This is a genomic window from Flavobacterium niveum, from assembly GCF_055231775.1.
The window spans coordinates 74,525-88,701 of record NZ_JBUYSX010000003.1 but is presented as its reverse complement, the minus strand read 5'-3'; the positions used below and the strand labels follow the sequence as shown (position 1 = coordinate 88,701).

The window sequence follows — 14,177 nt, the reverse complement described above, 5'->3', positions numbered from 1 at the left end:
ATTAAACTCTAAATTTCGACTATCTAAGCCTTATATAAAACAAAAACGTTTTCGTTGATATGTACATTTTCTTTACACAAGAAATGCCATCGCAACGAAAACGCAGCTGGTATAACAAAACAATTATTTTAAAACATTATGGTCGCGATTGAATGAGTTTTTATAGCGCTTGATATATTCTGAAGGTGTCATGCCAAAAAGCTTTACAAACTGCTGGCGGAAATACTGCTGGTCTTCAAAACCTACCTGTATTGCGGCCTGGGCTATGTTCATGTTTTCGGTAAGCATAAGCAGGGCTGCACGGCGCAGGCGCACCGAACGGATAAATGCATTGAGCGTTTGCCCAGAAATCAGCTTTATTTTATCATAAAGGCTACGGTGGCTCATGCCCATTTGCTGCGCAAAAGTTTTTATGGTGAAATCGGCATTATCAAGGTTGGCCTCAATAATATCTATGCATTTCTTAAGGAAATCACGGTACTCTGCAGGCACCTTATTATTATCATCACGCAGGGTAATGCTGTCCAGGAAGTACGTTTTAAGATTGTTACGGCTCTTAAGCAGGGTTTCCACACGCGCCATAAGTATATCGCTGTCAAACGGTTTGGTTATATAATCATCTGCTCCTTCCGAAATTCCCTTAAGGTGTATCTCCGGGCTCGATGTAGCTGTGAGCAATATCACCGGAAGGTGGTTCAGTTCGGGGGTTTCTTTTATTTTTCGGCACAATTCCAGCCCGTCCATACCATCCATAGATATATCGCTGATAATAATATCCGGCCTGTGCTGCTTCGCTGCTTCATAACCGCTGATACCATTTTCAGCAGTATATACTATATAAGATGTAGCAAAAAGGTTACCCAAATAGCTTCGTATCTCGGCATTATCATCTACTATCAGTACTGATTTTTTATCGGTAACAATTTCTTTTTCAGGTAACGGCGCTTCCTCTTTTACAGGCAGTTCATCGGTTGAAGCCATGGCATCGCCCAGCAGCTCTTCCACAAGTTCCGACATTTTAGGGCTTATGGCGCTGATAGGCATATCGGCAAAATGTTCATACCCTTTAAGGAAACTCAGTGTAAAGATGCTCCCCTGCCCCTGTACGCTCTGGCAACTTACGCTACCATGATGCTTTTCGGTAAAGTGCTTCACTACAAACAGCCCGATACCAAAACCGCTGCCTGCCACCGGCTTGCTGTTTACCCTGCGGAACTTTTCAAAAATATGCGGCAGGTCGGCCTCGCTGATACCACAGCCTGTATCGCTTATGCTTATATCGGCGTGGCCATTGTTAATAATCAGCTTTAAAGTTATGGTACCACCATTGGCAGTGTGCTTAAAAGCATTAGAGGTAAGGTTAAACAACGCTATTTCTATCTTCTCATAATCGCCGAATATCTCTGTTTTCTTTTTCGGGATGTCCAGCACAAAATCAATACCCTGCTCCTTCGCCTGGTTTATAAAGCACTGGTACACTTCATTGCACAAATGGTTCAGATTTATAGCCGAAATCTTCAGCATATCAGCATCGCTTTCCGCTTTGCGGAACAATAGCAGCTGGTCTACAAGGCTCAGCAACCTGCGTGAATTACGGTGTGCCACGGCAAGGTCGTTTGGCAGGTCGGGGTTTTCATCCACAGGCTTTTTTACAGCCCTGCGCAGCGGATTGATAATCAGCGACAACGGCGTACGGAACTCATGCGAAATGTACGTGAACATCTCCATCTGTTTTTCCGCAAGTTCTTTTTCCTTGCGGCTTTCCAGTTGGGCAAGCTTCACCTTATAGCGCATTTGCTCCTTATTCTTATTATAGCGAATGTACGCATACACTGCACCTGCTGCCATAGCTATGTACAGGATGTATGCCCACCAGCTGCGGTACCAAGGCGGCAACACATTGATGTACAACAACTCGGCAGGTTTATCCCAGGTACCGTTTATATTTTTGGTTTTCACCTTAAATATATAGTTCCCTTCGGGTAGGCGTGTGTAGTTAGCATGGCGGCTGTGTCCCACGTAGTTCCAGTGCTCATCCCAGCCCTCCAGTATATAAGCATAGCTTACCTTATCGCTGTTATTAAAATCAGGTTCCACAAAATCAATGGAAAGCGTAGTTTGGTCAAACGGCAACCTTATATTGCGTATTTGCCCCTGCTTTGCCCCTTCCACAAAATCAAGGCTTTTTTCTATGGGTTTATTATTAATCGAAAGCCCCGCCAGCAGTATGTTAGATTCCGGTTTGCTTTCCTTAATACGCTCGGGCCTGAAGCTGTTAAAGCCCCTTATACCGCCAAATAAAAACTCTCCATTAGACAATTCAAGCGCAGCATTAAAACTGAACTGGTTACTTTGCAGCCCATCATTTACCGAAAAATTCATAAACAACCCCGAATCGGCATCATAGCGGCTAAGGCCGTTGTAAGTACTCATCCACAGGTCGCCGTTCTTATCTTCCAGCAGGCGGAGTATGGTATTCCCCGGCAGGCCCTCATTAGTAGAAAACCTTTTGTACTTGCTTGTAGCACGGTCAAAAAGCAGCAGGCCGCCCTCCTGCGTGCCTACCCAAAGGCGGTGCTTACTGTCTTCCAGTACGCTACGAACCGGGTAGCCTATTTCATAAACCTTATGCTTTCGGGTAGTGGCATCTATACAATATAATGTGGTATAGTTACCGCCCCATAGTTTACCATCGGCCGTTTCCGCAAGGCATTGCAGGTTTTTAATTTTCGGGTCAAAAATTTCAAACGCATTACTGCCGGTGTTAAAGCGGTACAGGCAACCTTCATTAGTCGCACTGGCCCACACGTGGCGGTGCGAATCTTCGAAAACCAGCCATATATTGCGCTCGTTTTGTTTTGTAACCGGGTTATAGCAGTTAAAATAATCTATAGTACCCGTAGCCGGGTTTATGCGGTTTACCCCACCTTTCCAGGCAGATACCCATATACGGTTTTCTTCATCATGCAGTAGGCCGGTAATAAAGTTACTGGTAAGCCTGTATTTAGAACCGGCAGCTTTATTATAACTCGTGTAGGTATTGGTTTTACGGTTCCAGTAGCGCAGGCCGGCACCATCGGTACCTATCCACAGGTTGTTTTTTTCGTCCTCGCAAAATGAAAGGATAAAGTTTTCGGCAAGCGTATTAGGGTCGGTACCCTTGTATGTTATAGTAGAAAAACTGGTAGGATTGGCGCCAATAATACTGATACCGCCACGCAGGGAGCCTATCCACTTATTGCCTGACCGGTCTTTGTACAGGCCGTATACAACATTGCTTTTTATAACCGTTTGCGGGTTAATATCCTTATACGGCACCGCTTCTGTAGCGCCCTGTTTCAGTGCATACAGGCCTGCACCATCAGTGGCTATTACCATCAGCGCGTTATCCTGTAGCAGACTGGTAACACTGGTTTTAGATAAATAATTTTCAGAAAGTGTATTTGTTGCCGTACTATAACTAAAAAGCCCCTCATCGGTACCCAGCCACAGCAGGCCTTTATCATCTGCCATCAGGCAGTTGGCACGTATATCCGTAAGCAGTACAGGGTTAAGCTGTTTCGTTTTGGCATCAAAGCGGCACAAACCTGTATTGCGTACAAAAACCCAGCTATAGCCTTTATCGGCCATGGGTTGCAGCGCCACTACGTCATAATTGTAAACCGGTTTTCCATTCTTGTTCAGGGCAATGGGTTTACCCGTAAGGGAACTGTCTTCAAAACTTACCAGCCCATATTGCTGGGTGCCTGCCAGCATACCATACTTGCCAAAACTTTTGATTTGGTGTACATCGCCATCAAGCTGCTGTTTTTTACCTCCCGATACAAATTGCAGGGGCGTAAAAACCTCTGTAGCCTGGTTCAGCACACAGCCGCCTTTAGAAGTACCTATCCAAATATTGTTTTGGTTGTCGCCCGAAAGGCTGTATACATTGTTACTTATTAGTGAAGAAGCATCGCCAAGGCGGTTGCGGTACACCTTAAATTCATACCCATCATAGCGGTTAAGGCCGTCGTAGGTACCTATCCACATAAAGCCGTTGGTATCCTGGTGCAGGGTAAGCACCGAATTGTTAGACAATCCCTGCGCAATATCATAAAACGCCACAGGGTACACCTGCGCACGCATCATTGACACACAAAGAAGCATTAAAAAAACAAAAAATAACCGCAATGCCTTCATTTTCTTACAGGGTTTGCTCAGGTGGTAAGGGGTGAGTACGTATTAACGAGTTTAGTCAGTGCCAAATTAACACTAATTTAAAGAAAACACAAAAAAACACAGCTAAAAATATGTATCATTAATTTTTAACTGATTTTTGTTAGCAGAAAAACTACTAAAACGATTACGAAATTATAGTATGCCGAATAAACACACAAACTACTTACTATCAAACAATTAAAACACATAACTCAAAAAAAGCCCATGTTTTGCTACAATTTAGCCTACCCTATTTTTCCATTTTACCATTGTTGGCTATAACGATGTAACTTATACATTTGCATAAAGTGCTTATTTTGCACAACATCGCTAAGAACCAAATCATCTTACATGAAAAAAATACTTCCGTTTACCCTGCTGGCGGTTACACAACTGTTGTGCGCCCAGCAAAATGAATGGGAAAACCCACAGCTTATAGACCGCAACAAGCTGGAGGCCCATCCGCAGTTTATTATTTATAAAAACGAAAAAGACGCACAGGCAGGCAAACCCGAACTTTCGCCCTGGTACAAAAGCCTTAACGGCACCTGGAAGTTCAACATAGTAAAAACGCCTGCCGAACGTCCGCAGGATTTTTATACTGAAAATTATAATGACAAGGGTTGGAAAGATATTAAAGTACCTTCAAACTGGGAACTACAGGGGTTTGACATCCCTATATATACCAATATAATATATCCTTTCCCTAAAAACCCACCGTTCATAGACAGCAAGTACAACCCTGTAGGTACCTACCGTACCCATTTTACCATACCGGAAAACTGGGACAGCAGGCACGTAATATTACATTTCGGTTCCATTACAGGCTATGCGCGTATTTTCCTGAACGGGAAAGAAGTGGGTATGACCAAAGCCAGCAAAACAGCTGCGGAGTTCAGCCTGATGCATTTGCTGAAAAAAGGTGATAACGTACTGGCTGTGCAGGTATTCCGCTGGCATGACGGCAGCTACCTTGAAGACCAGGATTTTTGGCGTATGAGCGGTATAGAACGCGATGTATACCTTGCCGCCCTGCCTACTAACAGCGTTTGGGATTACCAGGTAGATGCAGGCCTTGATCCGGCATACAAAGACGGTATACTCACTGCCAAAGTAGAACTGGAGAAATTCAAAAAAATACCACCTGCCTGCAAGGTAACTTTTTCCCTTACCGACCCATCAGGAAAACAGGTGTATACCGAAACAAAAAAAGTAGCCCCGGATGACCGTTCAATCAACTTTGGCACAACACTAAAAAATGTGCTGAAGTGGAGCGATGAAACGCCTAACCTGTACCGCTATACCATAAGTTGGGATGGCATGAGTGGTGAAACCAATGTTATTACAGGCCGCACGGGCTTCCGTAAGGTGGAGATTAAAGATGCGCAGCTTATGGTAAATGGCAAGCCTGTTATGGTAAATGGCGTGAACATTCACGAGCACGACCCTATAAACGGCCACGTACCGAACCGTGAGCTGATGATGAAGGACCTTGCCCTGATGAAGCAAAACAACATCAACACCATACGCATGTGCCACTACCCGCATGACCCATATTTTTATGACCTGTGCGATGAATATGGTTTTTACGTAGTGGACGAGGCCAACATAGAAACCCACGGTATGGGTGCCGAGAGCTATATTGAAAACAAAAGCATCCACCCTGCTTACCTGCCCGAATGGGGCAAGGCGCACCACGACCGTATAGAACGTATGGTGGAAATAGACAAAAACCACCCGAGCATAATTGTGTGGAGTATGGGTAATGAGTGCGGTAACGGGCAAAACTTTTATGATGCCTACAAATGGCTGAAACAGCGCGATGCCAGCCGCCCAATTATGTTTGAGCAGGCTATGGAAAATGAAGATACCGACATTGTAGCGCCTATGTACCCTTCTATACAGTACATGAAAGAGTACGCTGCAAGTAATAAAACCCGTCCGTTTATTATGTGTGAATACAGCCATGCCATGGGTAACAGTAACGGTAACTTCCAGGAATATTTTGATATTATGGCTACCAGCCCTAAAATGCAGGGCGGCTGCATATGGGACTGGGTAGACCAGGGTATTACCACCCATGACGATAAAGGCACGGAATACCTTGCCTACGGTGGCGACCTTGGCGGAAAAGACATGCACAATGATGAGAACTTCTGTTCAAACGGATTGGTGAATGCTAACCGCATACCGCATCCTGGGCTTATAGAAGTGAAAAAGGTATACCAGGACATTGCCTTTAGCCTAAGTGGTAAAACGCTTACCGTAAAAAACCTGTATAAGTTTACCGACCTTTCGGGCTTTAACTTTAAGTGGGAACTGCTTAAGGATGGTAAAAAAGTGAAAGACGGCACGTTTACCCTTAACACTGCTGCTGGTGCTCAGGCAACAGTTCCGATGAACTACACTACTGATAATTCTGGCGAGTACTACCTGAGCGTATATGCTTATACCAATAAAGCTACCGAACTGGTTCCGCAAGGGCATGAGCAGGCACGCGAACAGTTTAAGCTAAGTGGTGACTATTTTGCTGCTGCAAAAGCCGAAGCAAAAGGCAAGCTTACCGTAAAACAGAAAAAAGACGTGCTTACGTTTGAAGCTAACGGTATTACCGGCAGCTTCGACCTAAAGAAAGGCAGCTTTACCAGCTATAAACAAAAGGATGATGCTACCGAAGTAATCAGCGCCTTCCCAACACCGTATTTTTGGCGTGCCCCTACCGATAACGACTTCGGCAGCCAGTCGCAAAAGAAACTGTCTGTATGGCGCCTTGCCCATAAAGACCCAACAGTACAGAGCGTTACTGTAGGTAAAAAGACCGATGCAGGCCAACCGATTGAGGTGAAATACCTTCTTAATGATGTTAAAGTTCCGTATACGGTTAACTACCTGATTAAAACAGACGGAAGCATAGAGGTTACCGCCAGTATGGACCGTACAGGAAAAGAACTTCCTGAACTACCACGTTTCGGGATGCGTGCCGAACTGCCGGGCAGTTATGAAAACCTTGGTTATTATGCCCGTGGCCCTATAGAAAACTATAGCGACCGTAATACCGCAGCCTTTATGGGCGAGTATAATGATAAAGTAGCAAACCAATTTACATGGACTTACATACGCCCGCAGGAATGTGGCTATAAAACCGATGCCCGCTGGATATCGCTTACCGATAATAACGGCAAAGGTATTATAGTAACCGGCAAGCAGCCGTTAAGCTTCAGTGCGCTGAATGTAAGCACCGAGGGCATAGACCCGGGTGAGAAAAAGAACCAAAGGCATACTAATGACGTACACCCTGAAGATAAGGTGTATTTTCAGATAGACCTGGCACAGCGCGGTGTAGGTGGCGATAACAGCTGGGGCGCATTGCCGCATGACCCGTACAGGCTTACGGCAGACAAGTATAGCTACACCTATACCATCAGCCTGAAATAACGTTCTCATACATTTCCCAATACGCAAAAGGGTTGCCCGGTAACAGGGCAACCCTTTGCATTTTATACGGAATGGTACTTAAACGTACTGTTTCTGATACTTGAGCGGTGTGGTATCCATAACATCCTTAAAGCACTTATGGAAGCTGGCCGTATTCTGGAAACCGCATACAAAACATATCTCCTTTACATTCAGCCGGTTTTCTATCAGCAGGCGGCAGGCATGCCCCACGCGTATTTCGTTTACAAATTCGGTGTAGGTTTTCCCCGTCCGCGACCGGAAGAATTTGCAAAAGGCACTTTCGGTAAGCTGTATCAGCGCGGCGGCTTCCTTCAGTTCTATTTTACGGCGGTAATGTTTTATGGTAAAGTTGTAAATGCTTTGCAGGCGGTCTTTTTCGGTAACGGCAAAATCGGCCTTAAAGCCGAGCGAAACCAATTGCTGCTTGCCCTTGCAATGGGCTATTTCCAATAGCGCTTCCAGCAAAAGCAAAATACGGCGGGTACCGGCAGCCTGCACCACTTCGGTTATAAGCCGTGCAATTTTAGAACTGCCACCTTCCACCGAAACGCCCCTGCCCGACAGTTCTATAACCCTGCCCAGTTCGGCATTCTCCGGCAAGGCGAAAAAATCCCTGCCCAAAAAGTCTTTTTTGAAATGCACTACGTATACTTCTACCCCAGCAGTATCACCTTCAAAAAAACTGTCGTCAAACTGCCAGTAATGCGGCAGGTTACTGCCTATCAGCGCCATATCGCCATCACTAAAAGTGCTTATACTATCGCCAATAAACCGTGTACCGCTTCCTTTTTTTATATATATAAGCTCCAGCTCGTCATGGTAATGCCAGTGGTTGTTTACATCGGGTTTGGTATCAAGGCGTGCGCTGAACGATTCGGTACCGCCACGGGTTATGCTAAGGTAATGGGGTTTCATAAAAGTGAACTATTTATGCTCATAATAAGCCATAGCTACAATAATACGATAATTTAGTTTACTATTTAGACAATAAGGCTTAATTTTAACCTTGGTGTTTTCTTTTAATTTGTATTTCCCTGCAAACGATTTAGTGCGTTACGGCAGGCACCTAAACTATAAAACTACAGCAGCTGATGCAGCAAACATCTAAAGTAACCCTGACGGAAACGCAGGGCAACAGCAAAAAATATTTGTTCCCCCTTATACTGGTTACCAGCCTGTTCTTTTTCTGGGGGTTTATCCACAACCTGGATCCCATCCTTATCCCCCACCTGAAAAAAGTTTTCACGCTGAACGACCTTGAAACCGCCTTTGTCGATTTTTCGGTATTCATAGCCTACTTCGTCATGGCATTGCCTGCGGGCTATTTCATGCGGAAATATGGCTACAAGAACGGTATCATCCTGGGGTTAGGGCTGTTTGCAGCAGGTTCGTTCCTGTTTATCCCGGCGGCAAATACACAACAATACATATTTTTCCTTGGAGCACTGTTTGTCATAGCCTGCGGACTGGCTTTTTTAGAAACCGCTGCCAATCCCTACGTCACAGTTCTTGGCGCACCCGAAACGGCAACACAAAGGCTGAACTTTTCGCAGTCGTTTAACGGGCTTGCAGCATTCCTTGCACCGGTTATCGGCGGGAAGTTCATCTTATCTGATACCACTTACACCGAAGCACAACTGGCCGCAATGCCCGTTGCCGAAAAACATGCCTTATTGGTACAGGAAGCCTCCACAGTAAAAGGCCCCTATATGGTACTGGGCATACTCATCTGCATTATAGCCATACTTTTTATGGCTACAAAACTACCCGATATTAAACACGAAGAAACCGAAGAGCAACCATCAACTATAAAAAAAGCCCTTACACACAGCCACCTGCGCTGGGCTATAGTAGCGCAGTTTTTCTACGTAGGCGCACAAGTATGTGTGCTAAGCTTCTTTATCCGCTTTGCCACCATGTCGGCAGGCATTAGCGAGTCGGAAGCTACGTGGTATGCAGGGTTTGCAGGGCTGGCCTTTATGCTGGGGCGTTTTGCAGGCACCTTCTTTATGCAGTTTGTGGCACCAAACCGCCTGCTTATGTTGTATGGGCTTATCAGCATGGGGCTGTCGCTTGTAGCCATATTTGGCAGCGGTATGTTTACCGTATACGCGCTTATTGGCATCGCATTTTTTATGTCGGTTATGTTCCCTACCATATTTTCACTGGGCATCAGCGGCCTGGGCCACGATACCAAGCTCGGCTCATCGCTTATAGTAATGAGTATCGTAGGCGGTGCATTCCTGCCGCTTGGCCTGGGGTATATATCTGACCTTACCGGAAACATACAATACGGCTACCTGGTACCGCTGCTGTGCTTTACCGTGGTATTTATCTACGGCTGGAAATTCTGGATGCCAAATACCGATAAACTGAAAACTGAGACTGAACACTAGACTATATCGCTTTTATGAAGAATGTTGTTTTAAAAATCAATGCCGCCGATAACGTGCTGGTAGCCCTTCAGGACATTCCTGCCGGTACTACCGTGCAGTATGAAGACCAGGCATACACCACCACCGAGGAAATCCCTGCCAAGCACAAGTTTTTTATGCAGGACATGAAAACCGGTGATGAAATAACCATGTACGGCGTACTTGTAGGCAAGGTGCAGTACGATGTGCCTGCGGGTGCACGCATGAGTACCGATAACACCAAGCACGCTGCCGAACCCTACGCGTATCGCGAAACCAATTACGAGTGGCACGCGCCTGATGTAAGCAAATTTGCTAACCGCACCTTTAACGGTTACCACCGCAGCAACGGCGATGTGGGCACGGCCAACTACTGGCTGTTTATCCCGACCGTTTTCTGCGAAAACCGTAACCTTGATATTATTAAAGAATCGCTGTATACCGAACTGGGGTATGCGGTAGATGATAAGTACAAATCGTACACCCACAAGCTGGTAGAGGCTTTTAACAATGGCGAGGACATTGACAAGGCAGGGTTTAACCTGTCGCCTGTGCCAAAGGCCAACCGCGTGTTTAAAAACGTGGACGGCATTAAATTCCTGAACCACCAGGGAGGCTGCGGCGGCACAAGGCAGGACTCTGAAATACTGAGCAAATTGCTTATTGCTTATGCAAACCACCCGAATGTAGCCGGTGTTACCGTACTGAGCCTGGGCTGCCAACACTTACAGGTAGCCGATTTTAAACGCGACCTGTATGAACTTAACCCCGGTTTTGATAAGCCACTGCTGGTTTTTGAACAGCAAAAATCGGTTAGTGAGGAACAACTGGTACAAAATGCCATTAAAGACACCTTTAAAGGGCTGATAGAAATCAATAAATTTGAACGTAAAGAAGCGCCGTTAAGCAAACTGACCGTTGGCGTGAAATGTGGCGGTAGCGATGGCTTTAGCGGTATTTCGGCAAACCCGGCAGTGGGGCATTGTGCCGACCTGCTTGTAGGTCTGGGTGCTAAGGTACTATTGGCTGAGTTCCCTGAACTGTGCGGCGTAGAGCAGGAAATGATAGACCGCTCTGTAGACCGCCCTACCGCAGAGAAATTTATCCACCTGATGAGTACTTACGATGCATTGGCACATAAAGTCGGGTCGGGTTTCTTTATGAACCCTTCGCCAGGTAATATTAAGGATGGCCTTATTACCGATGCCATTAAATCGGCCGGGGCTGCCAAAAAAGCGGGTTCGGCACCTGTGGTGGATGTGCTTGATTATACCGAGCCGGCTACCAAGCCGGGGCTTAGCCTTGTATGTACTCCCGGTAACGACGTGGAAGCCACAACAGGTAAAGCCGCTGCGGGCGCTACACTGATACTGTTTACCACCGGGCTGGGTACGCCTACGGGCAACCCGGTATGCCCTACCATTAAGGTGGCAACCAACAGCGCTTTGGCGCAACGCATGGCCGATATTATTGATATTGATACAGGCCCGGTAATCAGCGGGGAAAAAACCATACCCGAAATGGGCGAAGACATACTGGAATACTGCATTAAGGTAGCCAGCGGCATAGAAATACCTAAGGCGGTACAGCTGAACCAGGATGATTTTATCCCATGGAAACGCGGGGTCAGTTTATAAATTTTAGATTTCAGATTGCCTGACATCGGATAACCGAATTAACGAATAAACAAATTAACATAAAATGTTTAAATTGGATAATAAAAAGGCGGTGGTAACCGGCGGCGGCAGCGGTATAGGCCGTGCTATTGCGGTACTGCTTGCCAAACAGGGTGCCGAAGTGTTTATCTTTGAAATAAGCGAAGAGAATGCTGCAGGTACTTTGGCAGAAATAGCTGAAAACGGTGGCAAGGCTGCTGTAAAGGTTTGCGATGTAGCAAGCCAGGAAGCGGTAATAAATGCTTTTGAAGCTGTGGGCGCACTGGACATACTGGTAAACAATGCAGGTATAGCGCACATCGGTAAGGCCGATACTACACCTGAAGAGGATTTCGATCGTATTATGCGTGTCAATGTGAAGGGCGTGTACAACTGCCTGTATGCCGCGATACCGCAACTGCGTAAGGCTAATGGTGGCGTTATCATCAACATGGCATCTATTGCGGCGCATGTGGGGCTGCCCGACCGTTTTGCCTACAGCACTGCCAAAGGCGCTGTAAAAGCCATGACCCTGAGCGTGGCAAAGGATTATATAGGCGAAAACATCCGTTGTAATTCTATTTCTCCTGCAAGGGTGCACACGCCGTTTGTAGATGGCTTCCTGCAAAAGAACTACCCTGATAATATACCGGAGATGTTTGATAAGCTTTCGAAAACCCAACCTATAGGCCGTATGGCAAAACCTGATGAAATTGCCGCCCTTGCGCTGTATCTTTGCAGTGACGAGGCTTCGTTTATTACGGGTGTAGATTACCCTATAGACGGCGGATTTATTACATTAAACAACTAAACACACCATTATGAAATTAATACGATTTGGCGAACCGGGTGCCGAACGCCCTGGAGTGATTGTAAACGATAAACGCTACGATGTATCGCACCTGGTGGCTGATTATAACGAAGCATTTTTTGCAGGCGATGCCATTGAAACCCTGAAACAGGAAGTGGAAAAAGGCGGCCTTACGGAAGTACCTGCCGATGTAAGGCTGGGTGCTGCACTGGCGCGTCCATCTAAAATTATTTGCGTAGGGCTTAACTACAAAGACCACGCTGCTGAAACCAACGCACCTATCCCTGCCGAGCCTATACTTTTCTTTAAGGCTACGTCTGCTATCGTAGGGCCGAACGATGATTTGGTTATCCCGAAAAACAGCACGAAAACCGACTGGGAAGTGGAACTTGCCATTGTTATCGGTAAAAAGGCCAGTTATGTAGAGCAGGCTGATGCCCTGAACCACGTTGCAGGCTACGTGCTGCATAACGACTACAGTGAAAGAGCTTTCCAGATAGAACGTAATGGGCAGTGGGTTAAGGGAAAAAGCTGCGATACATTTGCCCCGATAGGCCCATGGATTGCTACGCCGGATGAAATTAAAGATGTGCACAACCTGCGTCTGTGGCTTACCGTAAACGGACAAACAATGCAGGATGGCAACACATCTAACCTGATTTTTGATGTGCCTTTTATAGTAAGCTACATCAGCCAGTTTATGACGTTGCTTCCGGGTGATGTCATTACTACCGGTACCCCTGCAGGTGTGGGACTTGGCCAAAAGCCGGAGCCTTGGTACCTGAAGCCGGGCGATGTGGTAGAGCTGGGCATAGACGGACTGGGAAGCAGCAAGCAAAACGTAAAAGCCTACGAATAAATGGATTTATACCTACAGGATAAAATAGTTATAGTAAGTGGTGGCGCCAGGGGTATTGGCGCCGCTATTACCAAAACACTGGCTGCCGAAGGTGCCATACCGGTTATCATAGGTCGTGATGAAGACCACAACAAGCAGTGTGCCGAGAAAATTACTGCCAATGGCGGCAAGGCGTTTTATGTGACTGCCGAGCTCACCGAACCCGAAAATTGTAAAAAGGCCATAGCACAGGTATTAGAACAATTCGGGAGGATAGACGGACTGGTAAACAATGCCGGGGTTAACGACGGTGTGGGCTTGGAAAACGGCAGCTACGAAGGCTTTATAGCATCGTACCACAAAAATACGGTACACTATTACCTGCTGGCGCACTATGCCCTGCCTGCCTTAAAGCAAAGCAAAGGCGCTATTGTAAACATCAGTAGTAAAACAGCCGAAACCGGGCAGGGTGGCACATCAGGGTATGCCGCTGCTAATGGCGCGCGTAATGCCCTCACCCGAGAATGGGCGGTAGAATTACTTCCCTACAGCATACGCGTAAATGCCGTGATTGTTGCAGAGGCGTGGACTCCATTGTATGAAAGCTGGATAAGCACCTTTGATAACCCGCAGGAAAAACTGGATAAAATAACAGCAAATATCCCATTAGAAAAGCGCATGACCCGCACTGAGGAACTGGCCAATATGGTTACATTCCTACTATCGGAAAGGTCGTCGCATACTACGGGGCAACTGATACATGTAGACGGTGGTTACGTACACCTGGACAGGGCGCTGTAATG

General features: G+C 46.3%; 8 protein-coding genes. 6 read left to right on the top strand and 2 right to left on the bottom strand.

Annotated features, from left to right (window positions below):
* Positions 1-123: 123 nt before the first annotated feature.
* Positions 124-4,131: a hybrid sensor histidine kinase/response regulator transcription factor gene (locus ACZIX4_RS08735; protein ID WP_463335249.1), complete on the bottom strand. Its 4,008-nt coding sequence runs from the start codon at positions 4,129-4,131 to the stop codon at positions 124-126.
* 420 nt (positions 4,132-4,551) lie between these two features.
* On the opposite strand from ACZIX4_RS08735, the gene lacZ reads away from it, so the two are divergent.
* The gene (gene lacZ / locus ACZIX4_RS08730; protein WP_463335248.1) at positions 4,552-7,635 is read left to right on the top strand and encodes a beta-galactosidase, LacZ type; all 3,084 of its coding nucleotides are present in this window, start codon (positions 4,552-4,554) and stop codon (positions 7,633-7,635) included.
* Positions 7,636-7,713: 78 nt separating this feature from the next.
* Here lacZ and ACZIX4_RS08725 read toward each other — a convergent pair whose 3' ends face one another.
* Positions 7,714-8,571: an AraC family transcriptional regulator gene (locus tag ACZIX4_RS08725; protein WP_463335247.1), complete on the bottom strand. Its 858-nt coding sequence runs from the start codon at positions 8,569-8,571 to the stop codon at positions 7,714-7,716.
* Positions 8,572-8,747: 176 nt separating this feature from the next.
* Here ACZIX4_RS08725 and fucP point away from each other — a divergent pair, with 176 nt between their 5' ends.
* The 5 genes from fucP to ACZIX4_RS08700 all read left to right on the top strand — a co-directional run bounded on the left by fucP (position 8,748) and on the right by ACZIX4_RS08700 (position 14,175).
* On the top strand, positions 8,748-10,052 hold the full coding sequence (gene fucP / locus ACZIX4_RS08720; protein WP_463335246.1) for an L-fucose:H+ symporter permease: 1,305 nt from the start codon (positions 8,748-8,750) through the stop codon (positions 10,050-10,052).
* 14 nt (positions 10,053-10,066) lie between these two features.
* Positions 10,067-11,707: a UxaA family hydrolase gene (locus tag ACZIX4_RS08715; RefSeq protein ID WP_463335245.1), complete on the top strand. Its 1,641-nt coding sequence runs from the start codon at positions 10,067-10,069 to the stop codon at positions 11,705-11,707.
* 64 nt (positions 11,708-11,771) lie between these two features.
* Positions 11,772-12,536 (top strand): SDR family NAD(P)-dependent oxidoreductase, encoded by a 765-nt coding sequence (locus ACZIX4_RS08710; protein WP_463335244.1) that lies wholly within the window; start codon positions 11,772-11,774, stop codon positions 12,534-12,536.
* 10 nt (positions 12,537-12,546) lie between these two features.
* Positions 12,547-13,395 (top strand): fumarylacetoacetate hydrolase family protein, encoded by an 849-nt coding sequence (locus ACZIX4_RS08705; RefSeq protein ID WP_463335243.1) that lies wholly within the window; start codon positions 12,547-12,549, stop codon positions 13,393-13,395.
* Positions 13,396-14,175 (top strand): L-fucose dehydrogenase, encoded by a 780-nt coding sequence (locus ACZIX4_RS08700; RefSeq protein ID WP_463335242.1) that lies wholly within the window; start codon positions 13,396-13,398, stop codon positions 14,173-14,175.
* Positions 14,176-14,177 lie beyond the last annotated feature (2 nt).